The sequence below is a fragment of the Listeria swaminathanii genome (assembly GCF_014229645.1).
Taxonomy (GTDB): Bacteria; Bacillota; Bacilli; order Lactobacillales; family Listeriaceae; genus Listeria; species Listeria swaminathanii.
This window is the reverse complement of record NZ_JAATOD010000006.1, coordinates 1-25952: the sequence shown is the minus strand read 5'-3', so window position 1 is coordinate 25952 and position 25952 is coordinate 1. Positions and strand designations below refer to the sequence as shown.

The 25952-nt window shown below is 36.9% G+C and carries 30 protein-coding genes and 1 pseudogene; 22 read left to right on the top strand and 9 right to left on the bottom strand.

Features of this window, described 5'->3' with window-relative positions; all coding sequences use genetic code 11:
* Positions 1 to 102 precede the first annotated feature (102 nt).
* Positions 103 to 909 (top strand): AAC(3) family N-acetyltransferase, encoded by an 807-nt coding sequence (locus HCX62_RS13370; protein ID WP_185639403.1) that lies wholly within the window; start codon positions 103 to 105, stop codon positions 907 to 909.
* Between the two features lie 19 nt (positions 910 to 928).
* On the opposite strand, the gene HCX62_RS13365 is transcribed toward HCX62_RS13370, so the two are convergent.
* Positions 929 to 1150, bottom strand: coding sequence for a DUF1128 domain-containing protein (locus HCX62_RS13365; protein WP_185392631.1), 222 nt, complete (start codon positions 1148 to 1150; stop codon positions 929 to 931).
* Between the two features lie 89 nt (positions 1151 to 1239).
* Between HCX62_RS13365 and HCX62_RS13360 the strand changes: the two genes are divergently transcribed.
* Positions 1240 to 2109 (top strand): YihY/virulence factor BrkB family protein, encoded by an 870-nt coding sequence (locus tag HCX62_RS13360; protein WP_185639402.1) that lies wholly within the window; start codon positions 1240 to 1242, stop codon positions 2107 to 2109.
* Between the two features lie 27 nt (positions 2110 to 2136).
* On the opposite strand, the gene HCX62_RS13355 is transcribed toward HCX62_RS13360, so the two are convergent.
* The gene (locus HCX62_RS13355; protein WP_185639401.1) at positions 2137 to 2781 is read right to left on the bottom strand and encodes a deoxynucleoside kinase; all 645 of its coding nucleotides are present in this window, start codon (positions 2779 to 2781) and stop codon (positions 2137 to 2139) included.
* Positions 2782 to 2887: 106 nt separating this feature from the next.
* On the opposite strand from HCX62_RS13355, the gene HCX62_RS13350 reads away from it, so the two are divergent.
* The 9 genes and pseudogenes from HCX62_RS13350 to HCX62_RS13310 all read left to right on the top strand — a co-directional run bounded on the left by HCX62_RS13350 (position 2888) and on the right by HCX62_RS13310 (position 8681).
* A complete protein-coding gene (locus HCX62_RS13350) occupies positions 2888 to 3268 on the top strand; it encodes an OsmC family protein (protein WP_185639400.1) in 381 nt (126 codons plus the stop codon).
* A 64-nt stretch (positions 3269 to 3332) separates the two neighbouring features.
* Complete coding sequence (gene rlmD / locus HCX62_RS13345) at positions 3333 to 4709, top strand: 23S rRNA (uracil(1939)-C(5))-methyltransferase RlmD (RefSeq protein WP_185639399.1); 1377 nt, start codon at positions 3333 to 3335, stop codon at positions 4707 to 4709.
* A gap of 123 nt (positions 4710 to 4832) precedes the next feature.
* The gene (locus tag HCX62_RS13340) at positions 4833 to 5387 is read left to right on the top strand and encodes a hypothetical protein (protein WP_185639398.1); all 555 of its coding nucleotides are present in this window, start codon (positions 4833 to 4835) and stop codon (positions 5385 to 5387) included.
* 73 nt (positions 5388 to 5460) lie between these two features.
* Positions 5461 to 5628, top strand: a pseudogene (locus HCX62_RS13335) (23S rRNA (uracil(1939)-C(5))-methyltransferase RlmD); the annotation flags it as partial.
* A gap of 170 nt (positions 5629 to 5798) precedes the next feature.
* Positions 5799 to 6551, top strand: a complete 753-nt coding sequence (locus HCX62_RS13330) for a hypothetical protein (RefSeq protein ID WP_185481430.1) — start codon at positions 5799 to 5801, stop codon at positions 6549 to 6551.
* Positions 6544 to 7284 carry a restriction endonuclease gene (locus HCX62_RS13325; protein WP_185481429.1) on the top strand — a complete coding sequence of 247 codons (741 nt, stop codon included), beginning with the start codon at positions 6544 to 6546 and terminating at the stop codon, positions 7282 to 7284. The genes HCX62_RS13330 and HCX62_RS13325 overlap by 8 nt, the downstream gene beginning before the upstream one ends.
* A gap of 142 nt (positions 7285 to 7426) precedes the next feature.
* Positions 7427 to 7828, top strand: a complete 402-nt coding sequence (fosX, locus tag HCX62_RS13320) for a fosfomycin resistance hydrolase FosX (protein WP_185639397.1) — start codon at positions 7427 to 7429, stop codon at positions 7826 to 7828.
* A gap of 28 nt (positions 7829 to 7856) precedes the next feature.
* Complete coding sequence (locus HCX62_RS13315) at positions 7857 to 8210, top strand: hypothetical protein (protein WP_185639396.1); 354 nt, start codon at positions 7857 to 7859, stop codon at positions 8208 to 8210.
* Between the two features lie 36 nt (positions 8211 to 8246).
* Positions 8247 to 8681, top strand: coding sequence for a DUF4304 domain-containing protein (locus tag HCX62_RS13310; protein ID WP_185639395.1), 435 nt, complete (start codon positions 8247 to 8249; stop codon positions 8679 to 8681).
* A 72-nt stretch (positions 8682 to 8753) separates the two neighbouring features.
* On the opposite strand, the gene HCX62_RS13305 is transcribed toward HCX62_RS13310, so the two are convergent.
* On the bottom strand, positions 8754 to 8960 hold the full coding sequence (locus tag HCX62_RS13305; protein ID WP_185639394.1) for a hypothetical protein: 207 nt from the start codon (positions 8958 to 8960) through the stop codon (positions 8754 to 8756).
* A gap of 27 nt (positions 8961 to 8987) precedes the next feature.
* Positions 8988 to 9890, bottom strand: coding sequence for a methyl-accepting chemotaxis protein (locus HCX62_RS13300; protein ID WP_185639393.1), 903 nt, complete (start codon positions 9888 to 9890; stop codon positions 8988 to 8990).
* 190 nt (positions 9891 to 10080) lie between these two features.
* Between HCX62_RS13300 and HCX62_RS13295 the strand changes: the two genes are divergently transcribed.
* On the top strand, positions 10081 to 10623 hold the full coding sequence (locus HCX62_RS13295; RefSeq protein ID WP_185639392.1) for a GNAT family N-acetyltransferase: 543 nt from the start codon (positions 10081 to 10083) through the stop codon (positions 10621 to 10623).
* Between the two features lie 40 nt (positions 10624 to 10663).
* Here the strand turns inward: HCX62_RS13295 and HCX62_RS13290 are convergent, their stop codons facing one another.
* Positions 10664 to 11629 (bottom strand): cation diffusion facilitator family transporter, encoded by a 966-nt coding sequence (locus HCX62_RS13290; RefSeq protein WP_008948046.1) that lies wholly within the window; start codon positions 11627 to 11629, stop codon positions 10664 to 10666.
* A 207-nt stretch (positions 11630 to 11836) separates the two neighbouring features.
* On the opposite strand from HCX62_RS13290, the gene HCX62_RS13285 reads away from it, so the two are divergent.
* Both HCX62_RS13285 and mprF read left to right on the top strand, forming a co-directional pair.
* Positions 11837 to 12511, top strand: coding sequence for a VanZ family protein (locus HCX62_RS13285; protein ID WP_185639391.1), 675 nt, complete (start codon positions 11837 to 11839; stop codon positions 12509 to 12511).
* Positions 12512 to 12538: 27 nt separating this feature from the next.
* Positions 12539 to 15136 (top strand): bifunctional lysylphosphatidylglycerol flippase/synthetase MprF, encoded by a 2598-nt coding sequence (gene mprF / locus HCX62_RS13280; protein WP_185639390.1) that lies wholly within the window; start codon positions 12539 to 12541, stop codon positions 15134 to 15136.
* Positions 15137 to 15157: 21 nt separating this feature from the next.
* Here mprF and HCX62_RS13275 read toward each other — a convergent pair whose 3' ends face one another.
* On the bottom strand, positions 15158 to 16060 hold the full coding sequence (locus tag HCX62_RS13275) for a TIGR01777 family oxidoreductase (protein WP_185639389.1): 903 nt from the start codon (positions 16058 to 16060) through the stop codon (positions 15158 to 15160).
* Positions 16061 to 16157: 97 nt separating this feature from the next.
* Here HCX62_RS13275 and recX point away from each other — a divergent pair, with 97 nt between their 5' ends.
* The 3 genes from recX to HCX62_RS13260 are packed head-to-tail and all read left to right on the top strand — an operon-like array spanning position 16158 to position 17675.
* A complete protein-coding gene (gene recX / locus HCX62_RS13270) occupies positions 16158 to 16967 on the top strand; it encodes a recombination regulator RecX (protein WP_185639388.1) in 810 nt (269 codons plus the stop codon).
* A 1-nt stretch (position 16968) separates the two neighbouring features.
* Positions 16969 to 17202, top strand: a complete 234-nt coding sequence (locus HCX62_RS13265) for a YfhJ family protein (RefSeq protein ID WP_008948041.1) — start codon at positions 16969 to 16971, stop codon at positions 17200 to 17202.
* 11 nt (positions 17203 to 17213) lie between these two features.
* Entirely contained in the window at positions 17214 to 17675 is a 462-nt protein-coding gene (locus HCX62_RS13260; protein WP_185639387.1) for a dCTP deaminase/dUTPase family protein, read from the top strand.
* A 30-nt stretch (positions 17676 to 17705) separates the two neighbouring features.
* Here the strand turns inward: HCX62_RS13260 and HCX62_RS13255 are convergent, their stop codons facing one another.
* Complete coding sequence (locus tag HCX62_RS13255) at positions 17706 to 18686, bottom strand: metal-dependent hydrolase (RefSeq protein ID WP_149117540.1); 981 nt, start codon at positions 18684 to 18686, stop codon at positions 17706 to 17708.
* Between the two features lie 199 nt (positions 18687 to 18885).
* Between HCX62_RS13255 and mutY the strand changes: the two genes are divergently transcribed.
* The 3 genes from mutY to ntdP all read left to right on the top strand — a co-directional run bounded on the left by mutY (position 18886) and on the right by ntdP (position 21415).
* On the top strand, positions 18886 to 19983 hold the full coding sequence (mutY, locus tag HCX62_RS13250; RefSeq protein ID WP_185639386.1) for an A/G-specific adenine glycosylase: 1098 nt from the start codon (positions 18886 to 18888) through the stop codon (positions 19981 to 19983).
* A gap of 3 nt (positions 19984 to 19986) precedes the next feature.
* The gene (fabL, locus tag HCX62_RS13245) at positions 19987 to 20733 is read left to right on the top strand and encodes an enoyl-[acyl-carrier-protein] reductase FabL (RefSeq protein WP_185392594.1); all 747 of its coding nucleotides are present in this window, start codon (positions 19987 to 19989) and stop codon (positions 20731 to 20733) included.
* Positions 20734 to 20887: 154 nt separating this feature from the next.
* Positions 20888 to 21415, top strand: a complete 528-nt coding sequence (gene ntdP, locus HCX62_RS13240; protein WP_003719986.1) for a nucleoside tri-diphosphate phosphatase — start codon at positions 20888 to 20890, stop codon at positions 21413 to 21415.
* Between the two features lie 41 nt (positions 21416 to 21456).
* Here ntdP and HCX62_RS13235 read toward each other — a convergent pair whose 3' ends face one another.
* Together HCX62_RS13235 and HCX62_RS13230 are read right to left on the bottom strand one after the other, a co-directional pair.
* Positions 21457 to 22545: an aromatic acid exporter family protein gene (locus HCX62_RS13235; protein WP_185639385.1), complete on the bottom strand. Its 1089-nt coding sequence runs from the start codon at positions 22543 to 22545 to the stop codon at positions 21457 to 21459.
* Positions 22546 to 22651: 106 nt separating this feature from the next.
* The gene (locus HCX62_RS13230; protein ID WP_185639384.1) at positions 22652 to 23950 is read right to left on the bottom strand and encodes a glutamate-1-semialdehyde 2,1-aminomutase; all 1299 of its coding nucleotides are present in this window, start codon (positions 23948 to 23950) and stop codon (positions 22652 to 22654) included.
* Between the two features lie 142 nt (positions 23951 to 24092).
* On the opposite strand from HCX62_RS13230, the gene HCX62_RS13225 reads away from it, so the two are divergent.
* Together HCX62_RS13225 and perR are read left to right on the top strand one after the other, a co-directional pair.
* Positions 24093 to 25034, top strand: a complete 942-nt coding sequence (locus tag HCX62_RS13225; protein WP_185639383.1) for an NAD(P)-dependent oxidoreductase — start codon at positions 24093 to 24095, stop codon at positions 25032 to 25034.
* Between the two features lie 82 nt (positions 25035 to 25116).
* Complete coding sequence (perR, locus tag HCX62_RS13220) at positions 25117 to 25563, top strand: peroxide-responsive transcriptional repressor PerR (protein ID WP_185639382.1); 447 nt, start codon at positions 25117 to 25119, stop codon at positions 25561 to 25563.
* The last annotated feature ends 389 nt before the right edge of the window (positions 25564 to 25952 follow it).

Here is a 25952-nt window from a genome sequence, read left to right as displayed (position 1 = left end):
AACAGAATTCAAGTAAAAACATATGTAAAAACTACATCTGCTTTTACTTTGACGTTTTTTTCTAGGCATCTGGCTTTATTTTTAGGGGTGGTGACAGACAAAATGGGAGAAAAAATGGCCATCTGGCGAACCAAAAAACCAGCAACAAAACATAAAATCGTGTCTGACCTGAGAAAAGCGGGTATTGAAAAAGGCGATACGATTATTTTTCATGCCTCCATGTCAAAAGCGGACTGGATTTGTGGCGGCCCGGTCACGGTTATTTTAGCCTTACAAGAACTTGTTGGTGAAACGGGCAATATTGTTATGCCAGCTCAAACGGGCCAATTAACGGATCCATCTAAATGGGAAAATCCGCCAGTTCCAGAAAGTTGGTGGAAAATCATTCGCGCAGAAACGCCACCATTTGATCCATTTGTAACCCCGACTCGCGGGATGGGTGTCATTGCCGAAACATTTCGCGCAATTCCTGATGTGGCGCGCAGTTTTCATCCTTACCATTCATTTTGTGCCTGGGGAAAGGATAAAGAAAACATCCTTTCGAAACAACCACTCGCGAAAAGCATGGGGGATGAGTCGCCGCTTGGAAAACTCTACCAACTTGGGGCGAAAATCATTTTATTTGGCGTTGATAATAATAATAATACATCGCTTCATTTGGCAGAAGAGCGTTCGAATGTTTTTCCACTCACAGAAAATCAAGCCGCGTTTTTAAAAAATGGCGAAATCATTTGGGAAAAGTATCAGGAAATTGATTATAATAGTGAAGCATTTATTGCGTTAGGCCGCGCTTATGAGAAAGAACGTAATTTTCATCCGACGACCATTATCGGAGCGCCGACGAAAATTTATGATATGCGAGATTTAGTGGATTTTGGCACTAATTATTTCCAAACAAAAAACCACTAAAAAGTGGCTAGCATTTGTTTTATTTTCTAATCCGGCGCAACTCTTCTGCAAATAATTGCATTTCACGCGGGCTAAAATTTGATTTACGTTTTATTAGCTGATAAATATCGATAAGTGCGTTATAATCAACAGAGTCAAGCTCAAGATTTTCAAAAACACCAACATTCACCATTTTTAGTTTCGTAGTAATTTCAGTTAACATAAAAGTCAAGTTTTCCTGCGAAGGGGTTTCAAGATTCATCTTTTTGCTCCTTTCAAGCTAATAGACAAAATTTTACCATAATAGAACAAAAACTTCCAGACGAATGACTAGAACAGGGGGCCTTAGTAGTGTGGAAAAAAGTAGTAAAATATATTAAACATAACGGGATAGTTCAAGTGGGTCAAGCAGTAAGTGCGCGAGTTGGACGAAATGACGTTTCTGGGAATGCAGCACAGTTAGCTTATTATATGCTGTTTTCCATTTTCCCAATGCTCTTAATCGCGGCGACATTGCTTGCATACCTTCATATTGACAAAGATTCTGTTTTTAATATGATTAAAGAATTTGCGCCAGACCAGATTATGGACTTTTTAGAAGAAAATTTAAATACCTTATTAACGCAGAAAAATGGCGGATTACTTTCCATCGGGATTATCGCGACTTTATGGTCGGCATCGAACGGTATGAATGCGGTCATGAAATCGCTCAATAAAGCGTATGGCGTAACGAATAAACGAAATTACGTCGTGCAACGCTTATTATCCATGTTTTTCACGCTCGCAATGCTTGCAACAGTGGGAGCAACCTTGCTATTACTCGTATTCGGACAGCAAATTGGGATGTTTTTAATTAATCATTTGAATTTCTCGGAAGACTTTCTTAGTTTTTGGAATAATCTTCGTTGGACCGTTACGCTCGTTGTTATTTTTGTTGTCTTTACCTTTTTATATTGGGTGGCACCAAACAGGCGTAGTACGTTAATTAGTGTCCTTCCGGGAGCGTTATTTTCAACAATTGGTTGGACGGTTGCTTCAGTTGGTTTTGCGTATTACGTGAACAATTTTGGTAACTACTCAGCAACTTACGGTAGTATCGGGGTAATTATTATTTTAATGTTATGGTTTTATTTGACCGGAATTATTTTAATGATTGGCGGAGAGCTGAACGCTACACTGGCAATTCGCAAAAAGAAAAAAGAATTAGGCGAAATCAATTAAAAAACGCTAAAACAGCATAAGCCTGTTTTAGCGTTTTAATTTTTCATGAATAAGTTGCATGACATAATTTGCGTCATCCGGTTTAGTAATATCAATTTCGTCAATGTTAATCACGAGCGTATCACTTTTATCGTAGGATTCAAACCAGCTGTCATAACGACTATAAAGGTGTTTATAATAATCAAGCAAACCTGGATTATCCTCAATTTGCTCATAAGGGCGACCACGAAGAGTAATCCGACTGAGGACCGTCTCCAAACTACCGCGCAAATAGATCAACAAATCCGGCGCTTTTTTCGGCATATAAGCAAGTTCTTCCATCATATTATCAAGCAAATCAAGATATGTATCCATCTCCGGTTCAGAAATGTTACCTTCTTCAAAATTAATTTGCGTAAAAAGCGCGTCCTCGTAAATACTTCGATCAAGCACATTATTCTGATCCGTCAAAGCAGCTTTAATACTGCGAAAACGGGTATTTAAAAAATATATTTGTAAGGCAAAAGCCCATCTTTTTGGGTCATCATAAAACATTTCGAGGATGCGATTATCCTTAATGCTTTCATAAAATGCCTTTGTTCCGAGTTCATTTGCGATTAGCTCCGTATAACTACTTTTCCCAGCGCCAATCATTCCTGCTAAAACAATCACTTTATTTTCTACTCCTTCCATAACATGAGTAGCCTCCTTTTCTGGTCGACTATCTGTTCATTATACTACTAATTTGCTTAATAAGGAGAATTTTTGTACGATAAAAGAGAAGAAATGAGGGATAAGGATGACAAAACCATTAAAGCTAGTTTATACCGAAAATGGGTTTGACACAGGGGATTTTTTAATTGATGAAAAAATGACCAACTATTCACCAGCTGATTTGATGTTAATGTCTATTGCCAGTTGTAGCGCCATTGTTTTTCGAAATATTTTAAGAAAAAAACGGGTGGAGTTCAGCGATTTATGGATAGACGCAACGATGGAACGCATTCCCGAAGAAGAAAACCGGATTAGCGCGATTCATCTTCATTTTAAAATAACCGGTTCAGAGCTAGATCCTAAAGCACTCGAAAAGGCGCTAAAACTAACACCAAAATACTGTTCGATGGTTCGTTCTGTCGAAAAAAGCATCCTTGTCGATGAAAGTCTTGAAATCATGCCATAAACTACTGACAAGTTGCTGTTTTTTTGTTAGTATTAATGAAGACTTGGAATGATGGAGGAAAATAATGAATCAAAATCCAGTAGAAGAAGGCCAAAAATTCCCATTAACGATTCGACGTATGGGAATCAACGGGGAAGGAATTGGCTACTTTAAAAAAGCAGTTGTATTTGTACCTGGCGCAATTACCGGTGAAGAGGTAGTTGTTGAAGCGGTCAAAGTTCGTGATCGTTTCACCGAAGCAAAATTAAATAAAATCCGTAAAAAATCTCCAAACCGAGTTACCGCACCTTGCCCAGTTTATGAGGCGTGTGGTGGTTGCCAGTTGCAACATGTGGCCTATAGCGCCCAACTTGAATTAAAACGAGATATAGTTATTCAATCAATCGAAAAACATACAAAAATCGATCCAGCCAAATTAAAAATTCGCCCAACAATCGGTATGGAAGATCCTTGGCGTTACCGTAATAAAAGCCAATTCCAAACAAGATTAGTAGGTAGTGGTCAAGTCGAAACAGGACTTTTCGGCGCTAACTCGCACCAACTTGTTCCAATTGAAGATTGTATTGTCCAACAACCCGTTACGATTAAAGTAACGAATTTTGTTCGCGACTTACTCGAAAAATACGGCGTACCAATTTATGATGAAAAAGCTGGTAGTGGCATCGTCCGGACAATCGTCGTTCGTACAGGCGTAAAAACGGGTGAAACGCAACTTGTTTTCATTACTAATAGTAAAAAACTACCGAAAAAACGCGAAATCCTTGCAGAAATCGAAGCAGCTCTTCCAGAAGTGACCTCGATTATGCAAAACGTAAACCAAGCGAAATCATCACTCATTTTCGGCGATGAAACATTCCTTTTAGCAGGAAAAGAAAGCATTGAAGAAAAATTAATGGAACTCGAATTTGATTTATCAGCTCGTGCCTTTTTCCAATTAAACCCGTTCCAAACAGAGCGGCTGTATCAAGAAGTTGAAAAAGCTCTCGTACTAACAGGCAGTGAAACATTAGTAGATGCTTATTGCGGCGTTGGAACAATCGGCCAAGCCTTTGCCGGAAAAGTAAAAGAAGTTCGCGGCATGGATATTATTCCGGAATCGATTGAAGACGCCAAACGAAACGCCGAGAAAAACGGTATCGAAAACGTTTATTATGAAGTAGGAAAAGCAGAAGATGTATTACCAAAATGGGTAAAAGAAGGTTTCCGCCCCGATGCAGTCATCGTCGATCCACCAAGAAGCGGCTGTGACCAAGGACTGATTAAATCACTCTTAGAAGTAGAAGCAAAACAACTTGTTTACGTATCTTGTAATCCGTCCACTTTAGCTCGCGACTTAGCTTTACTTGCGAAGAAATATCGCATTCGCTATATGCAACCTGTCGATATGTTCCCGCAAACAGCGCATGTGGAGACCGTAGTACTTTTGCAATTAAAGAATTAACTAAAAAATAGCAATGCATTCTTTTTAGTAAAGGGTGCATTGTTGTTCTATACAAGTGATATTAGTTATTTTAAACAGGTAAATTTTTAGGAGGAAAACGATATACAACTATTGATAGATTTTATGGAAGATAAGATTACTGCCAAAGTATTTTTAGATCGTTTTTATAAAGATGAAGCTTTACAAAACAAATTAGAAAAAGAAACAAAAATCCCACCATATACAAACTATAGCAATCTATGTTTATACATTTTAGAAGCTGATGCATCCGATTTTTCTTCCATATCTAATGTAAAAGATGCCATCAAACAGTATTTAGAGAAAAATGAGGAATTGTTTAGCTATTCCAGTAAAATGGATGAGGATGCTGATATAGTATTTTCGGTCTTACCCAAATGGTTAGATATTTCCCCAGATTATTTCAGGTCTATTTTGAATAAAAATATTTCAAACACATTAGAGAAAAAAGAGCAAATAAAGAAAAAAGTTAAAGAAGATTTTAAATATCTAAAAAATCCACCTAAATGGCTACAAAATCCGGAATGGAAATTTGCTAATGGGAAACCATTATTTTTTATAGGTGAGTTAGATATTGTTCCAGAGAAAAACAGAGCAAAAATATATGTCTTTTTTAATCAAAGGGATGAAACCTACCACATAATTAATCAATCAGATTAAAAATAAACGTCATTCCTAGCCAATAAAGTAGCCGTAGTCAATTTTTAGGATAAAATAGACATCTTGAACTTGCTTAGAAGTAGAAGCGAAACAACTTGTTTATGTATCTTGTAATCCGTCCACTTTAGCATGTGACTTGGCTTTACTTACGAAAAAATACCGCATTCGCTATATGCAACCAGTCGATATGTTCCCACAAATAGCTCACGTGGAGACGATAACGTTGCTACAACGACGTTAAGGCTGGCAAACCTTAATTTTAGGCACTTTTTAAAGCATACGGTCTTTACTGATGTTGGCACTAAAACACGAAATAATTAGAGACTATATCAATGTGTCGGTCGTTATAAACCTAGTAAGTGGTAACACATCAAATATTAGCTGACCTAAGCAGTAAGGAGAATTATAGAAATGTCTGAGAATCCAGGATTAAAAGTAAATGTTATTTCAATGTATAAAAGTCGGTTTCAAAGAGAAGTTTTTTTCAGGCCTAAGATTGTAATGGACTATAAAATTCCAGGGAAATTGCAAAAAGAGCACGTAGTGGATATTTATTTTGAGTTTATTCAACTGAACAATTTGGAACGGACAATAATAAAGACAATAGAAGGGACTGAATTAACAGAGAGAGATGTTTGGGCGTTTGCGTACATGCTAAAGGATATGCATTTTTTTGCAAAAGGCATAATGTATTATGATGGTAAGGTCACAATTGAGGCTCAAAAATCAGCAGAACAAGCTGGAATTGAGCTAAAGAAATTTGTTTTTTCAAATGAAATTATAATGGATGTTTTGGATAATCTTAAAATAATGTTACCTGAGAAAGACATGGTTGGAGATCCTTTTTGGGTCGTTATGGAAATGGGAAGTAATAATGACGAGAATACAGGATATTACAACATGATAAATGATAATATCTTACTATTTCTATCGAAAAGACAGGCGGAAAATTATTGTATGAAATTGAAAGACAAGTCTGAAGTGTTTGGGATTTCGCAAAATCATCTTAAGATATTAGTAAGCTTACAAGAGAAAGGAATGTTCCCGGAATTTTGTATAGCTTTTCCACAATTTGAACAAAGAAGTGATTATGAAATTCTCGCCTATAATATTAGTCATGAAAAGTTTAGAAGAATCTATCTACGAGGTGACAAAAATGAGTAAACAATCGCAAGCGAAAGGAGAAAAGTTCGAGTCTATAATTGAAAAACTTTACATTCAAATTGCAGAGAATGAACGAATAAAAGCAGATGTTGATGTACGAGTACCTATGTTAGGTTCTGATGGTGCAAGCCATGAAATTGATGTGCTCTATTCTTTTGAATATTTTGGTTTAAAATATCGGGTAGCAATTGAATGTAAAAATTGGAAAAATCCGATTAATGTTGGTGAACTTAGAAATTTTTATTATAAGTTAGAGCATATTGGGAATATAAATGGGATTTTTATTTCGGCAGAAAGTGAGTTTCAAGATGGCGCTAAAAAAGTATCTGATTATAATGGAATTAGACTTGTTAAGTATAGTGAGTTTGAACAATTTATTAACGGTCAACATGAACAATATTTGGTGCCAGATTATAAAACCATAGGAGATCCTTTTTGGATGTTTATGAATTGTAGAGGAAAAAATTCAATAGAGCAAAACTTATTTTTAGAAGATGGAATTTTCCTTTTTGAAAGTAGATATTTTGCAGAGGAGTTTCAAAAAAAATGTTTGTCCGCTTATAGTAATTTAGAGCTAGTGGGTGTATCTCAAAAACACTTAAAGGAAATAGCATTACTAAAAGAAAACAAAATCCCAGTAAAATTATTTAATCAATTTACAACTGACTTGGATAAAGTGCCATATCATTTTTGGAATCTAGATAGCGAGGATATTAAAATATATATTAGATAAAATATAAGATTTTGATATTTCAATTCTTTAAAACTATGAATTAACTGGCGCAAAATTTTGTAGAAATATTTATAGTGTAGATATACGTTGAGACCGTAGTACTTTTGCAGTTAAAAGATAAATAAAGATTGGTGGAAAAATTATGGTTTCAGGATTAAGCCATATAACGCTCATCGTGAAAGATTTGAATAGAACAACTGCTTTCTTACAGAATATTTTTAATGCAGAAGAAATCTATTCCAGTGGAGATAACACTTTTTCACTTTCCAAAGAAAAATTTTTTCTAATAGCTGGTCTGTGGATTTGTATTATGGAAGGGGAATCTTTACAAGAGCGAACTTACAATCATATTGCGTTCCAAATTCAATCCGAGGAAGTGGATGAACATATCGAGCGGATTAAATCTCTCGGTGTGGAAATAAAACCAGAACGCCCTAGAGTCCAAGGTGAGGGACGGTCGATTTATTTTTACGATTTTGATAATCACCTTTTTGAACTACACGCTGGGACATTAGAAGAACGCTTAAAAAGGTATCACGAATAGAAATAACACCCAATAGGAGGAAACAGTCATGAAAAAACTATTTGATGAAACAAATGAATTTGAAGCAAAGTATTACCGAACTATTTGGTACGGCTATATCGAAAATGAATTCGCGCCAGAATTAAGTGACGAAATAAAACAACTCATTCAAAGCGACCTTGCAGAAAAAACAGCAAATCCAATCGAAGCAACACACTGGGTTTTCTATAATGAAACACAAGCAGGGGACGCAATTGGTGATAAAGTTCGCTCTTCCATTATGGTTCGCCATCGTGATGATAAGTTTGTTGTTCAATATAACGTGAGCGATTTCCAATTTGTTACTGTGTTTGATGTGGCAACTGCCTTTAAAGATCAATTAGAACAAGCGCTAAATGCGTAATCTAAATAGCTTCTCAAACACTTTAGGAGTTAACAGATGAATAAGACGGAATTTAAAAAAATAGTTGGTAATAAATTAAAGGAAAATGGATTTTCTTTCGAACAAAAGGCGTACTATTTGCGAACGGATACAATTATAATTTGTGTTGAATTTCAAAAATCGAATTATGGTAATACTTATTTTATAAATTACGGTTTTTTATTAGTGAAACTTAATCCTACAATAAAATATCCTAAAACTAATACTAGTGATGTATTTGGAAGATTTACTTTTTATGATAAAGGCGTATTGAACAAAGAGTATCAAATAGATTTTCTAGAGAAGAAAGAAGTCATAGATTGTATTCAAATAAATATCGACAACAATATTAAGCCAGTTCTTGAAAAAGGATTAGCAACTTATTTAGAAACAACCAAGCCAAGCAATTTGTTCGTCAAATTAGTGGCTAAACAGTATCTAGGTATAGAATAAAAAATGTAGTTATACATGAAAAATAGGTAGCAAAAATCTGATTTCAGATTTTTGCTACCTATTTTGTTAGGTTTATCCAAGCTCTTTCCAGTGCCAATTACCAATATGTAGACCTTGATCCATTTCAATTGGTGTAAAACTATCAGCTCTAGCTTCTGTTTTTGCTCGTGTTAATGAAGTGGCGCTTCCAAAACTATTTGCGGTTTCATAATGGTACTCTTGGTTGTTTAAACGAATAATAATGGCACGACCAGAAGGATGTTTTCCTATTAGTTTCAAGATTTCTTCGCTCCTTTATGCAGTCGGTTAAATCATTTTTGTGAAGGCACCGGCATTTTGATCCAAAGCAGTAGAGGCAGATTCAATTTGGCTAAAATCTTCTAAAGATAAAATAAGGACTTCTTGGCTTTCCTCGACTTTTGCTTCGACGCGTTCTGTACCACTGGAAATCGTATTAATTTCTTGGGTGATACCATTGACGCTTTTTTCAACTTCTTTAATCGCTTCTTCCACACGGCTCGAAAGTTTGCGAACCTCTTCCGCGACAACACTAAAGCCACGGCCAGCATCACCAGCACGTGCGGCTTCAATCGCTGCATTTAGCGCCAGTAAATTCGTTTGCGAGGCAATACCATTAATTGTATTAATAATTCCATGAATATTTTGTGCTTCCGTTTGTAAGTCGTGTAGAGTAACAGTATTCTCATTCGATTCTTTCGTGATTGACTTCACGAGTTCGAGGAGAGCTTCACTGCGCGTTTTTCCAACACTGGAATGTTCTTTTAAATTGGTTGCCATATTTTTCAAACCTGATGCAAAATCATGGACTGTTTCTTCTCTTCGCGTAATGTCAGTCGCGATTTTTGCCACACCAACAACAGTATCTTCGCGAATAATCGGGATATAAGTCGCTTCAAACCAAACACGCTCGCCACGTGCATTTTTTCGTTCAATTTTATTTTGAAATTTTTGCCCAGCAAGCAGGTTGGTCCACATTTCTTTGTAGCTTGCACTTTGAACAAAATCAGGAAAGCATAAGTCAGGATGGGACAATTTCATCATTTCATCTTCTGAGTATCCCATAGCTTCCGCGAAAAGAGCATTAGCATAAGTTACTTTTTTATTAGTATCAAAACGAATTATTGCCACGTTTTGAAGTAAACCATCGAGAAGGAGAGTTGCGTCTTCTGTTTCCGCATTAACAATCATTAAAAAAACCTCCATTTTTTAGAAAAATAATATAAAAATAACCAACATCAACATAATAACACACTTATATTCGTAATAGAAGGTTTATTTTTTAATAAAATGGGTATAATGGAGAAATTTGGCATGGTAGTCATGCTTGCAATCACTCAAGAACAATCTTATAATTTAGAAAAATGCGGGAGGGATAACGATGCGGATTACAGGGGAACGGATTTACTTACGGCCTTTTCAAATATCAGATGCAAATCAAAAATTGGCTTTTCATTTAGCGAATAAAGTTTTTTTTGAAGGGTTTTCGATGGAGCGGGATGAGCGATTTTATTCAATAGAAGAACAGCAATCGCTTATTTCACGTTTAGAAGATTTTGCTGCAAGTGATGTGGAGTATTATTATGGAATTTTCTTGAACGATACAGATGAACTGATTGGTACGATTAATTTATTTAGCATTTTGCGGGAATCTTTGCAATCCGCGTTTATCGGTTATTTTCTTGATAAAGCGCACAATGGAAATGGTTATGCAACAGAAGCGGTAGAGTTAATAGTAGATTTTGGTTTTGATATCCTTGGACTTCATCGTATTGAAGCGGGTGTGATGCCGAAAAACGAACGCTCGAAACAAGTTCTTTTAAAAGCGGGTTTTCATATAGAAGGGCTCGCTGTTAAAAATGTGCGGATTAACGGAACGTGGGAAGATCATCAAGTGCTTGCGATTATTAACCCCGGAGACTAAAAAAAGCCAAGTGCGCGAACCGCACTTGGCTTTTCCTGATTTATCGTCCGTCCCCGTATTCCCAGTTACGAATAGCATCATCTTCATCAAACGAGATTAATACATCCGCAACACCGCGAAGGTTTCCGATATTTTCTTCTAAACGATCTTTAATATCATCCACTTCAGCAAGTGTAAGCATAGGGTCTAGCTCCACCTCAACATCCACGTGGAAAACATCGCCTTCTTTAAGCACCGTTAAAACTTGAATATCGCGAACATCCGGATCGCTCATTACTAGCTGACCAACTGTCAAATGCATACTTTGATCCGACTCGCCAATAACACCCGCCGCATTGTCCAAAAAGACTTTCCCAACCACGATAAACATCATTACACCAATCAACATGGATGCAATACCTTCCGCTTGATGAAAAGGGGTGAAGTGCGAAATAATGACCGCAATCATCGCGAGCAATCCGCCACCAGTTGCAACAGAATCTTCCAAGAAAACAAGTTTTGTCGCTGCTTTTGCTTTACCAAGATTTAAAATACTATCTTTAAATAACTGCAGCCCTTTAGATTCTAAACCAACATCATGCGCAATTTCATGCATCGCCTTCACTAGCACCGAAAACTCAAGTACGGTACAAAGTAAAAGGACAGTAAGATTAATCAGAAAACCAGTCGAACTTGTCGGATGGATAATATGCGCGAAACCTTCACGAATCGTTTCAAACGCCATAATTCCAACCACGATAACTGCACCAAGTAATACTAAGTTAACCATCCGTCCAAAGCCGTGCGGAAAGCGTTTTGTTGGCCGCTTTTTACTTAAAGCAGAACCAATAAATACGAAAAACTGGTTAGCCGCATCACCAAGACTATGTAACGTTTCGGCAAACATAGCGATATTTCCAGTAAAAAAATAAGTAACCCCTTTAATAATGGAAACAATTGTATTAACAAGAGCCGCTGTTAAGGCGGATTTATTACCTTCTTTTAATAACCCTAATAATTCTTTCATCCTAGTCTCCTCCACGAATATCATTAAGAAATTGTAGCACTTTTTTGGCTAAAAAGAAAATAAGAACCTGAAAGCCTTACATAAGCTTGCAAAAATGTAAGCACAAACAAGCTTTCTTTTCATTTTTATATCTGCTAAACTGTTACTAGGAGCTTATTCAGAGAGTCTGAAAGCTGATTTTGAAACGGAAGGCGTTGGAATACGAGAATGCAGGTCCAAAAATGCCGTTTTTTTGTGTTGTTATTGCCAGCACTATATCTCCTTTACGGGGTTTCGCTCGCACTACAATTTGGGAATAACGCTGATTTAATCAATACAATTGCTAACAGTTGTTTACTATTTTTAGCAACGCTCATATTAACGAACATGGCTAAATTGAAGAATTGGATAGACTTTATCTGGTTTTGCGTTTTCATTCTATATATAATTATCTTATTGCATCTAGTGGCTTACATATCAATTGGAGATTTCGTCAACAGTACCTACACTGGAAACTTTCATATTCAAAAAGAAATGATCAACTTAATACCTTTTACAACTATAGAAAATACATTTAAGCAAACATTACCAACGATGCCTACCATCATTCAAATTATCGGGAATGTTTTATTGTTATGCCCGCTGTCTTTCTTCATGCTTTACTTCAAAATAACAAGCACAGCCGGAAAAACATTGTTAGTAGTATTTCTTACATCATGCGGCATTGAACTGCTTCAATTTGCACAGACGACGATGATTACAGGGTTCGAAAGTATTTCGCTTCCACCTAATCGTTCGACAGATATAGATGACATCATTTTAAATACGTTAAGTGGTTTAATAGGTATCTTACTTGCTTACGCTGTGCCATCCGTTAGAAAACGAATAAATAAAAGAAGATGAATGGAAAATTGTTAAGGAGACTCTATTATGAAAGAAAAATTAATGCAAGCTTATGCATGGTTTCAAAAAAATAGCACCATCGTAAAAATAATTTTTATCACATTTGTTATGGGGTTCGTTACATTTGAAATTATTAGTATTGCGACGGGAATTGACTATCCTTCATTAAAAGAAAATATCACTTCCCAAAGCCCAGAACAAATATTTATTATGTTTATCGTTGGCTTAATATCCGTTACCCCAATGCTTTTATATGATTATGTCATCGTCAAATTGCTACCAGGCAAGTTTTCGCCAACGCACGTAATTGCTTCTGGTTGGATCACGAACACCTTTACTAATATTGGTGGATTCGGGGGAGTGTTAGGAGCCAGCCTAAGAGCAAGCTTTTACGGAAAAAATGCCTCGCACAAAGAAATTTTACTAGCTATTTCCAAAATTGCTTTATTCTTAGTATCCGGCTTATCGATTTACTGTTTAGTATCACTAGCGACATTACTCATTCCAGGCTTTGCAAATCATTTTGTTAATTACTGGCCGTGGTTACTTGCTGGGGGACTGTACTTCCCAATTTTATTTACAATTACAAAATGGAAAAGCAAGTCACTATTTGTCGATTTACCAATAAAACGAGAACTAACATTAATCGTAGCGTCCCTTTTAGAATGGGGCTTCGCTTTTGGCTGTTTCGCCATTATTGGTACTTTGATGGGAGAACCAGTCGATATTTTCAAAGTGTTCCCATTGTTTGTTATCGCTTCGGTGATTGGGATTGCTTCGATGGTTCCAGGTGGAGTAGGGACATTTGATGTTGTGATGATTCTTGGACTTAGCCAATTAGGCGTTTCTCAAGAATTAGCACTCGCTTGGATGCTATTTTATCGGATTTTCTACTATATTATTCCTTTTGTAGTTGGCTTACTATTCTTCGTACAAAAAGCCGGCAAAAGAGTAAACGACTTTTTAGAAGGATTACCACTACTATTCTTACAAAAAGTGGCGCATCGATTTTTAGTTATCTTTGTTTATGGTTCTGGCTTATTGCTGATTTTATCTTCATCTGTGCCAAACGCCATTTACCATGTGCCATTCCTATACAAAATTATGCCGTTTAATTTCTTATTTACATCACAAATTACGATTGTCGCTTTCGGCTTTTTACTACTTGGACTTGCAAGAGGAATCGAATGTAAAACGAAGAAAGCTTACATCATTACTGTCATCGTACTAGGTTGCGCGATTTTCAACACATTAGCTCGCGTGTTCTCTATCAAGCAAGCTGTCTTTTTAGGAATTGTTCTATTATGTTTATTCCTAGCTCGCAACGAATTTTACCGGGAAAAACTGGTGTATACATGGAGTAAAGTAATTATTGATAGTATTATTTTCATTGTATGTTTGGCAGGTTATATTGTTATCGGCATTTACAATTCGCCAAATATCAAACATTCCAAAGAAATTCCAGACTATTTACGTATTGCCTCTGAACATCTATGGCTAGTCGGTTTTGTCGGTGTCTTTATCGCCGTCGTCAGTTTAGTCGTTATTTACATTTATTTATCGACAACAAAAGAAAAATTAGGCTCCCCATTTGAAGCAGTCAAAGTGCGCGATCACCTAGCAAAATGGGGCGGAAATGAAGTCAGCCATACAATGTTCTTGCGTGATAAACTCCTTTTCTGGGCAGCGGACGGGGAAGTACTTTTCGCTTACCGAATTATTGCCGATAAAATGGTCATCATGGGAGAACCAACCGGGAACATGGATAAAATGGAAGATGCGATTGAAGAAGTCATGCTTAATGCAGACAGATTCGGCTATCGACCAGTTTTCTATGAAGTTCGCGGCACGATGATTCCCTATTTACACGATCACGGTTTTGACTTTATCAAGCTTGGTGAAGAAGGGTTCGTAGACGTCCAAAACTTTACAATGAGCGGTAAAAAGAAAAAAGGCGAACGCGCGCTGATGAATAAACTCGACCGAGAAGGCTATACTTTTGAAATAATAAATCCACCATTCGATCATGAAACATGGACTACATTACGAGCAGTTTCCGATGAATGGCTAGATGGTAGAGAAGAAAAAGGATTTTCACTAGGTTTCTTTGATACGTATTATCTAGAACAAGCACCTATTGCCATCGCTAAAAATGGTGAGGGTACTATCGTCGGTTTTGCCTCCATGATGCCGTCTTATACGGACGAAATGACTTCCATCGACTTAATGCGTTATTCCAAAGAAGCACCTTCAGGCATTATGGATTTCCTTTTCATCAACTTATTCGAACAAGCTAAAGAAGATGGATTCCAAACATTTAATGCCGGCATGGCGCCACTTGCGAATGTCGGAGAAAGTAAATATGCCTTCCTAGGCGAGCGATTAGCAGGGCTTGTTTACCGTTATAGTCAAGGCTTTTACGGTTTCAAAGGATTACGTAATTTCAAATCTAAGTACGTTACCGAATGGGAACAAAAATTTGTTGCCTTTAGAAAACGAAGCTCCATTGCGTTTACGATGTTACAATTAATGATTCTCGTTGGTAAAAAACGACCACTTGCAAATAATCAAGTCGTCCTTGATTTCCCGCTAGAAGAACAAACAAAAAAACCAGATTCTGAGTAAAATCAGAGTCTGGTTTTTTTATTAATCAAGCAAGTCATCCAATGCTTCCTGCAATGTTTCAAAGCGAAATTCAAAATGATGACTCATTAATTTTTCTGGATAAGCGCGTTGACTATCCAAAATAGTCATTGCTCGCTCACCAAGAATGAATTTAATAATTTTTTTAGGAACTGGTGTTTTATATGGTTTATGCATCTTTTTCCCAAGACGTTCTGCAAATTTCTTTTCTTGAACAGGATGAGGGGCAGTGAAGTTGACGACACCGCTTATTTGTTCGTGATCGAAAATAAATAAGATCGCTGCAACAACATCATCGACATGAATCCAAGAATACCATTGTCTACCATTACCGAATCGTCCGCCTGTATAAGTTTGAAATAATTTTTCAAACACAGGGAACGAGCCACCATCAGTCCCAAGCACAAGACCAAAGCGCGCATAAACAACACGAATACCTAAATCACTTGCCGCACTTGCTGTCTTTTCCCATTCATAAACCGTTTTTCCTAAGAAATTATCTGCATAAGTATTTTCTTCTGTATCCAGATAAATAGTTGATTTTGAGGACGTATAAGCCCCAATTGCACTTGCATTAATCCATAGTTTTGGTTTGGATTTCATTTTCTTCACAATCGATAAGAGCGCTGAAGTAGCTTCGATGCGGCTATTTACAATCACTTTTTTTCTTTCATAAGTCCATTTTTCATCCATTAAACCAGCACCTGCAAAATTAATACAAACATCCACTGGCAAATCTTCTAAATTAGGTAATTTATCATCATTTAACCATTCAATATAATGTACGTTCGCACGGTTTTTCAGTTTTTGCCTTGTTAAAATGTAAAGCTCATGATCAGATTTTTCTAATTCATGCACTAAATGATCACCAATAAAACCCGTTGCGCCTGTAAGTAAGATATGCAATTTTATCACCTCTTTATTGTCCTAACTAGTTTATTCCCTTTTTAGTAGTATTAAAACCAATTTTTGCGGTATGATAGAGGGGAGAAGGAGGCGGATTATGAAAATCACGTCCATAAGTGTCCAGCAGAAAAACAAAGAACGCTACAACATTTTTATTGATGAAAAATACAACTTTAGTGTAGACGAAGAAGTTTTAGCACGTTACCAACTAATGAAAGGAAAAACGCTCACTGAGGCTGAAATAGAAGAAATCAAACAATCCGATATGGTCCGAAAAGGTCTTAATAAAGCCATCAACTTCTTATCACATCGCGTCCGCTCGGAAAAAGAAATTCGTGATTATTTAAGAAAACAAGAGATGGAACCTTTTGCGATTGATGAGATTTTAAAAAAATTAGCCGATATGGATTACATTAACGATGTTGAATTTGCGGAACTATACACAAAAACTCAAATAAAAACAACCCTAAAAGGCCCGCGAACCATCGAGCGCGAATTAGTCGAAAAAGGCTTAACAAGAGAAATCATTAGCCAAGTTATCGAAGCATATTCGGACGAATCCCAGCTCGAAAATGCCACAAAACAAGCAATCAAAATCATGAAAAGAAACAATAAAAGCGCCAAAAAAATGCTCCAACAAAAAATCATCACCGATTTAATCCAAAAAGGCTACACGAGTGAATTAGCCAAAGCGGCCGCATTAGAAGCAACAAGCGAAATAGACGTAGCAGATGAAGCGGATATCTTGCAAAAACAAGTGAAAAAAACAATGCGTAAAAATAAACGCTACAAACCAAGCATCGCCAAGCAAAAAACAATCACATCGCTAATGCAGAAAGGTTTTTCTTATGATACAATTCAATCATACCTAACTGAAAATGAAATCAGTTTCGAGGAGGAAGAGTGAATTGTATACGTATTTAGATGAACTAACGGCGGAATTAATGGCTAAAAACCCGCATTTAGATAAAGAAAAAGCTTTATGGTGGATTGAAATGCTTTGGTCCGATTTCGAAAGTTCCTATGCAAAAGCAGGTTACCCGTACCGCGGTCCTGAGTACGCGGCGGATTACGTTCGTCAGCAAATCGAGCGCCACGGTAGCTTTTTACACCAAGTAGAACGAAAAGACCCAAACAAATAGGAGTGAACAAAGTGAAAGTAAGAGGATTTGAAGTAGTAAATGAAGCAAGTAGAAAATTTCCAGAACAAACAATATCTCTACCAATACGCGGCGACAAAGGTTCAGCTGGCTATGATTTCTTCTCTAACGAAACAGTAACTATCGCACCAGAAGAAAAACATATTTTTTGGACAGATATTAAAAGTTATATGCAAGAAGATGAAGTGTTAAACATCCATGTTCGCTCTTCCATCGGTATTAAAAAAGGTTTATTACTATGTAACGGGACAGGAATTATTGATTCTTCTTATTATAGTAACCCAGGTAATGACGGCAATATCGGCATTGCCATCAAAAACTTCTCATCTGAACCAGTTGTAATTGAAGCTGGTGAACGCGTCGCTCAAGGCGTATTCCAAAAATACTTAGTTGCAGATACTGATATCGTCGCAAACGAATCACGTGTTGGTGGGGTAGGAAGTACAGGTAGATAAATAAAAAAGACCCGGATTCCGGGTCTTTTTTTAAATACTAACAGGTGCTAGTTTTTTGTATAATTTTTCCGTCGAGAAAATCCAACCAGTGTACGATGAGATAATATTTAAATCATCATCTAATTTAACAACTGCTACAAATGGATAATGCCCATTACTACGATAACGTAAATCGGTGAATGTTACATAAGTACCATCTAGTTTTTCCTCAATCCGCCAGTTGTATACTTTGGAGAAAGAGATAAAAGCAGCGAGATTTTTATCTTTTTTCGCAGAACGAATGATTTCATTATCTGGAACAGGTAACCGGTCAAATTTTTCGTAGATGGAGATGTTACGTTTGAAAGCTCGACCTACATAATAATGATCTTTGGTTGTTACTGCCACACGCCACTGAAAGAAGTGGATTGTGGAAGCAATAATGATTTCTTCTGAATCTGGAATTAAGTTTTGAACCGCGTGTTTAATCATACGCTGCGTAACAAATCTTGCCACATAATAAAGTGCCAAAATGACGTAGAGCGTGACAAACGTAGGTAGTGCTGGGGAACCTAACAACCAAGCCGCAATAGCAACTACATGAGAACCGAAAATGAACCAATCAAATGTGTTGATAAATCCAAATGCGACCCATGTTTCCTTGAACGGTCTTATCGCCTGTGTCCCGTAAGCGTTAAAAATATCTACAAAAATGTGTAATCCCACCGCGATAAACGTCCATAACAGTAAATGAATAAACGTGGCCGCTGGGAAAAGTAAATACAAAATGGATGAAATAAGTAATGGCCAAATGGCAAGCATCGGCAAGGAATGCGTGATTCCTCGATGATTTCTAATATAATCAGCGTTGTTTTTAAGTTTTAATACAGTGTCAATATCTGGAATCTGTGAACCAATAATTGTTGCTGTCATAATACCAATGGCAGCTTGAGAACTTCCGGCAACTACCGGGTCTACGGTTGCTAACGCTCCGAGTGCAATTCCCATTACTACATGTGTGCCAGTATCCAATGACTTTGCCTCCTCTAAAATCGGTCTTGAAAAATACAAGTTGTGTTGCCTATGAGAGCACAACACTATTCAATTAAGCCAGCATTCTGTATAATAGAAATCGGCTTAATAATGGGTATACTATTTTATTCCCTGTCTACATTATACTACACATCTGGAGCGTCACACATTAGAAATCTATTAGAATTACGAGGGGAAAATGAGAAAAATGAAGAGACTAACATGGGATGAAACAAAAATAACCGCTTTTCAAGAAGCACTTGTTTCCTGGTATGAAGCGAATAAACGCATCTTACCGTGGCGCGAAAATACCGAACCGTACAGAATTTGGGTCTCAGAAATCATGCTTCAACAAACAAAAGTCGACACAGTGATTCCATATTTTAATCGCTTTATGACTCAATTTCCAACAATGGAACATTTTGTTAATGCGGATGAAGCAGATATTTTAAAAGCTTGGGAAGGCTTAGGTTATTATTCTCGTGTCAGAAATCTCCAAACAGCGATGAAACAAGTAATGGCAGACTTTTCTGGCGTAGTTCCAAACGATTTAACAACGATTTTATCACTTAAAGGTGTTGGGCCATATACAGCGGGGGCTATCCTAAGTATTGCCTACAATCAAGCGGAACCGGCAGTTGATGGTAACGTAATGCGTGTTATCGCGCGTGTTTTAGAAATTAGTGAAGACATTATGAAAGCATCCACCCGGAAAATTTTTGAAGAAGTGTTATACCAACTAATCGACAAAGAAAATCCGTCCGCTTTTAACCAAGGTTTGATGGAAATTGGGGCACTCGTTTGTACGCCGACTAAACCAATGTGTATGCTTTGCCCGTTACAACCGTTTTGTGAAGCGCATAAAAATGGCGTTGAAACGAATTACCCAGTGAAAATCAAAAAAGTAAAAACGAAAACAAAAGAACTATTAAGCATCATCGTTGTTTCTGAAGATGGCAAAATAGCTATCGAAAAGCGCCCAGAAAATGGATTGCTAGCCAATATGTGGCAATTCCCAACCATCGAAATCGCTAAAAAAGAAAATGACGAAGTAGCAAAACTACAATTTTTACATAATTATGGCTTGGAAGTTTTACTAGAAGAAGAGCCAATTGCGCATATCAAACACGTTTTTTCTCATTTAGTCTGGAAAATGGATATTCGTGTAGCAACGCTTAAGTCAGCAATTCCAAATGAAAATTGGTATTTTGCGACGGAAGAAGAAATGAAGCGGCTTGCTTTTCCAGTACCATATCAAAAAATGTGGCAAGCTTGGCAAGATTTTAAGGGGGAGTAACAAATGAATAAAGTAGCGTTAGTAACAGGAAGTAGTCGCGGACTGGGAAGAGAAATCGCCATCGCGCTCGCAAAAGAGGGATATGATATCGCGGTCAACTTTTCCAGAAATCGTAAAAAAGCAGAAGAAGTACAGCAAGAAATTGAGCAACTTGGCAGAAAATGCACCATTTTTAAAGCAAATGTCGGTGATGTGGAAAAAATTAGAGAATTATTTAAAGCGGTGGACGAGGAATTTGGTCGACTAGATGTTTTCATTAACAATGCAGCGAGTGGCGTACTTCGACCATTGATGGAACTAGAAGAATCGCACTGGGACTGGACGATGAATATTAATGCGAAGGCGTTATTATTTGCTGGACAAGAAGCAGCTAAATTAATGCAACGCCACCAAAGCGGGAAAATTATTAGCTTGAGCTCGATTGGTTCGATTCGTTATTTAGAAAATTATACGACAGTCGGCGTATCGAAAGCGGCAGTAGAATCACTTACTCGTTATTTAGCCGTTGAACTGGCGCCATTTGGAATTGCAGTGAATGCCGTTTCTGGTGGGCTAATTGAAACAGATGCACTCAACCATTTCCCAAATCGCGAAGAATTATTAAAAGATGCTGTCAGTAAAACACCAGCTGGTCGAATGATCGAGCCGAATGATTTAGTAAATGCAGTACTTTTCCTCGCGAGCGATAAAGCAGATATGATTCGCGGACAAACTATTTTAGTAGATGGCGGTAGAACACTTTTAGTATAGTAAAGTAAAACAGGTAAAAATTAGCTATTTTGTATAAAAATCACTCTTTTTTTAGGAAAATGTTCCGTTTCAGCACGATATTGTTTTTTTGCAGTCTTGCCTTATGTTATAATAATAATGATTTTGATAGTACATGAGGAAAGTAGGATAAAGGATGTACTTACCCAAAGAGAAAGAAATAATACAGATCAAGAGCTACAAACATAACGGTAAACTTCATCGTACTTGGAAAAAGACAGTGGTGCTTAAATCGACGGAGAATATTATTATCGGCGGAAACGACCACACATTAGTTGTGGAAGCAGACGGACGTAAATGGGTAACGCGCGAACCATCTATTTGCTACTTTCATAGTGATTACTGGTTTAATGTAATCTCGATGATTAGAGAAGATGGCATTTATCATTACTGCAATCTAGGGACACCTTTTGCAGTAGATGAGCAAGCGCTGAAGTACATTGACTATGACCTCGATATTAAGGTTTTCCCAGATGGAAGGTTCCATTTGCTTGATGAAGGCGAATACGAACAACACCGTCGCCAAATGAAGTACCCGGACTCGATTGACCGGATACTAAAGACTAATGTGGACGTGCTAAGCCACTGGATTTTGGACAAAAAAGGTCCATTCTCTCCTGACTACATTGACATTTGGTATGAAAAGTATAAAGAATACCGTTAAAAAAACGAGCTTTGGAGTTTATCTCCAAGCTCGTTTTTTGTTTAGTCTTCATTAACATTAATATCAATTTGATTTTCTGCTGTGTGTCTAAGTTTAAAGCTATGAATTAATTTTTCTAAATAATCGATAGTCTCTTGATAGGCGAAAATAGAGGCGATAATACGCATTAAATGATATTTATCCATCATATCCTCGTACTCATCTTTTTCTGTTTCTTCCATCTCACGCAAGAAAAGTTGCATCAAATCTTGGGGATCTTGAGCTAAATGAGATTCCACGTACTCAAGGTCAATAGAGACTTTATCAATATATGTTAGTAAAAGTTGTTCATGTTTATCAGTTAGATAATCAATATGCTGGCGAATTAATTCTTGCTTATCTGGTGGCAGCTGCAAATAATCATTTTCATAACGATGTTGAATTTTTAAAAGCTCAAAACCTTTTTGAGAACAAAGCAACATTTGCCTATAAACAGCAATTTTCCGCCCTTTTGAAATGGCATTTTTCTTTAAGAAAGTACGTTCTTCTCGGTACAATCCATATAAATTACGCGTTTGATTTAGTTGTTTTTGCATCCATTCCATATCTTTTTTTAGAAGAGGGAAGTCTGCAGCGTGACGAAGATTCAATTTAATCCAACGAACAATTTCACTATTCGTATTATAAATTAACTGAAACAATGAAACCTCATATTTCGGTGGTAAAAAGAACAGATTAACAATAAATGCAGCAAGCAACCCTAACATAATAGTTCCAAAACGAATAAGTGCGATTTCTAAAAAGTCGTTACCAGGAGAATCCATGACAATGATGAGTGTCACGACAGCAAGGCCAATCGTATTCTCCAAACGAAATTGCATTAATAAAGCAACACAGATAATCGAAGCAACACCAATTAAAATAAAATCATTACCAATATAAAGTCCAAAAATAATTGCAATGATGGCTCCAATTACGTTCCCTTGTGCCCGTTCTAAAATAGTTCGATAAGACCTATAAATAGAAGGTTGGATAGCAAAAACGGCGGAAATGCCTGCCAGAGATGGAGAAGGTGAATTGCAAAGTTGGGCGATAAAAAGCGCCAATGTAATTGCAATACCAGTTTTCAAAATTCTAGCTCCGAATTTCATGGAAGGTTATTCCTTTCTATAGACTATTTGAGCGGGATTTTTCTCGTTTTCCCGCTCATTCTTCTTCTATTATAACGTTTCTCTCAAGTTTATAAAGTAATATTACCTAGTTATCTTGAACCATTTTTCCAAAAACAGTATTAACTGCTTCGATTGTTTCTAAAATATCAGCTTCTGAATGTGCGGAAGTAATGAACCATGCTTCGTATTTAGAAGGAGCTAAATTAATGCCTTCCTCCAACATGCCTTTAAAGAAGCGTCCGAATAAATCGCCGTCAGTAGCGCCGGCTTCTGCATAATTAGTTACAGGCTCATCCGTAAAGTAAACCGTCAAAGCACCAACGATTTGGTTAACAGTAACCGCGATATTATGTTTAGCAGCCGCTTTCTCAATACCGTCTTTTAGCATCGAACCATATTTCTCAAAACGCTCATACAGTCCTTCTTCTTGTAAAACTTCGAGACAAGCAATACCGGAAAGGATAGATGCCGGATTACCAGCATGTGTACCAGCTTGATATGCCGGGCCAAGCGGTGCTACTTTTTCCATAATATCAACTCGACCACCATAAGCGCCAATCGGAAGTCCGCCACCGATAATTTTACCCATAGCAGTCAAATCAGGAATAACACCTAAATAATTTTGCGCTCCGCCATACATAAAGCGGAAGGCCGTAATAACTTCATCATAAATAACTAAAGAGTCATTGGCGTGCGCAAGTTCATTAACCGCTTCTAAAAATCCTTCTGCCGGCGCAACCATTCCAAAGTTCCCAACAATTGGCTCTACTAAAACAGCGGCAACTTGATCACCCCAAATAGCGAGTGCTTCCTTAAATGCCTTAAGATCATTAAACGGAACCGTAATAACTTCTTCTGCAGTAGATTTTGTTACCCCAGCAGAGTCAGGAATCCCAAGCGTAGACGGTCCGGAACCCGCTTCCACCAACACTAAATCAAAATGCCCGTGATAACAACCAGCAAATTTAATGATTTTATCACGTCCCGTATATGCACGAGCCACACGAATAGTAGTCATTACAGCTTCTGTCCCGGAATTTGTAAAACGAACTTTCTCAAGAGAAGGGATGGCTTCTTTTAACATTTTCGCAAATGTAATTTCATGTTTCGTAGGTGTACCGTATAAAACGCCATTTTGCGCCGCTTTTGTAATCGCTTCTGTAATATGAGGATGTGCATGCCCAGTAATGATTGGCCCGAATGCAGCTAAATAATCAATATACTTATTACCATCCACATCATAAAAATAAGCGCCACTAGCTCGCTCCATCGTTACTGGAATTCCACCGCCAACTCCTTTATTTGACCTAGATGGGCTATTAACCCCGCCAACTATATGTAAAAGTGCTTCATCATGCAATTGCTTTGACTTTGAATGATCCATTTCGTCATCTCCTCAAAATTTTAATACCTTCTATATTCTATGCGAAAAAATAAGATGCCGCAATCGAAAAAACAATATAATTGCCGATAAATGAAAAAAAGCATAAACTGAAAGTATAGCTAAGGAGAGGAAGTGTGGCAAAATGAATATTTTATTTACGTTAGATGTCCCAAAACATCTGCAAACTTTGCAAGCTGAGAAATTTCCAGATGACACTTTTTACTATGAAAGCAAAAATCATTTTGCCAATTTAGCAGAAGTAGATGTTATCGTCACATACGGCTCCAATATTACAGAAGAAAAAATAAAACAAGCGAAAAATTTAAAATTAATTATGGTCTTTTCCGCGGGAGTAGATAGCTTGCCACGAGAAGTAATCCAAGAACGAAACATAAAGGTTGCTAATGTAAGAGGAATTCACGCTATACCAATGGGCGAATATGCTTTATCCTTCATGTTAGCTCATGTCAAAAAAGCCGCTTTCTTCTATAAAATGCAAAATGAAAAAAATTGGGCAAGCGAAGAACCCATTACAGAACTAGCTGGGAAAACATTAGTTGTTGCTGGTACAGGAGCTATCGGAGCCAAAGTAGCAACGTTCGCCAAAGCATTCGACATGGAAGTAATCGGAATCAACACAACCGGACATCCTGAAGAACCATTTAAAGAAACTTATCCTATGACTGATATTGAAAAAGTAGCTTCTTTAGCCGATTTCTTTGTTAGTGTTTTACCACATACAGAACAAACAACAGGAATTTACCCAATGTCATTTTTTGAGCAAATGAAAAATAATGCCGCCTTTATTAATATTGGAAGAGGGAGCGCTGTAGAATTAAGTGTTTTAGAAGAGGCGTCTAAGCAACAGCTAATCGCTCATTTTTATTTAGATGTCTTACCAGAAGAGCCACTTGATAAGAGTAACTATTTATGGCAAGCAAATAATGTAACTATCACACCACATGTTTCTGGACATTCGGATAAATATTTAGACAGAAGCTTTGAAATATGGTTTGAAAATATCATTCATTTGAAAGAAAATACTAAATTACGCAACGAAATTGATTTAAGTAGAGGTTATTAAGCTATAAATTCAGCCATTCTATTGACAGTTCAGCGTTATTTCCGGTATTATAGAGATAATAATTATTTTTGGAAGGGAGTGCATGGCGGTGTCTAATGCAACTCTAAAAGAGGCAGTAGATGTCTTAAAGAAAACAGGAGTAAGAATTACTCCTCAGCGTCATGCTATACTTGAATTCTTAATTAACTCACATACACACCCAACCGCGGATGACATTTATCGGTCTTTAGAAGGTAACTTCCCAAACATGAGCGTAGCAACTGTATATAATAACTTACGCGTTTTCCGCGATGCTGGTCTAATTAAAGAATTATCCTATGGCGATGCATCTAGTCGATTTGATTTTTCTACTTCTAATCATTACCACGCAATTTGTAATGTCTGTGGAAAAATAGTTGATTTTCATTATCCGGGCTTAGATGAAGTAGAACACTTCGCAGCTCACATGACTGGCTATGAAATTGACAACCATAGGCTGGAAGTATACGGTACATGTCCAGATTGTAAAGAAAAACAAACGAATAATTAAACAAAAACACTTAGCCTAGCTAAGTGTTTTTTTATGTTTCTTGCAATTTTTTTCATTTTTATTAAATTTTATGCATAATTCGGTTGACATATTTCTCAAAACTTGATATATTAGTTTTCGGCGCTACAATAGCAGCGATTTAAAAGAATTTTATTCATAAATTAATTTTAAAAAGTTGTTGACAGATAGTTGCTGAAATGATATGATTTAAAAGTCGCAAAAAACAAATGAAAACATTCGCGCATCAAGCGTGAAAGCGACTAACTGACCTTTGAAAACTGAACAAAGAAGAAGACGAAAAGCAATGAGACGTAAAGTCTCACTGGTAATCGCAGGGCAGAAAACAGAAAGCTGTTTTCAACAAAACAAACTAGTAATTTAATTGCTAG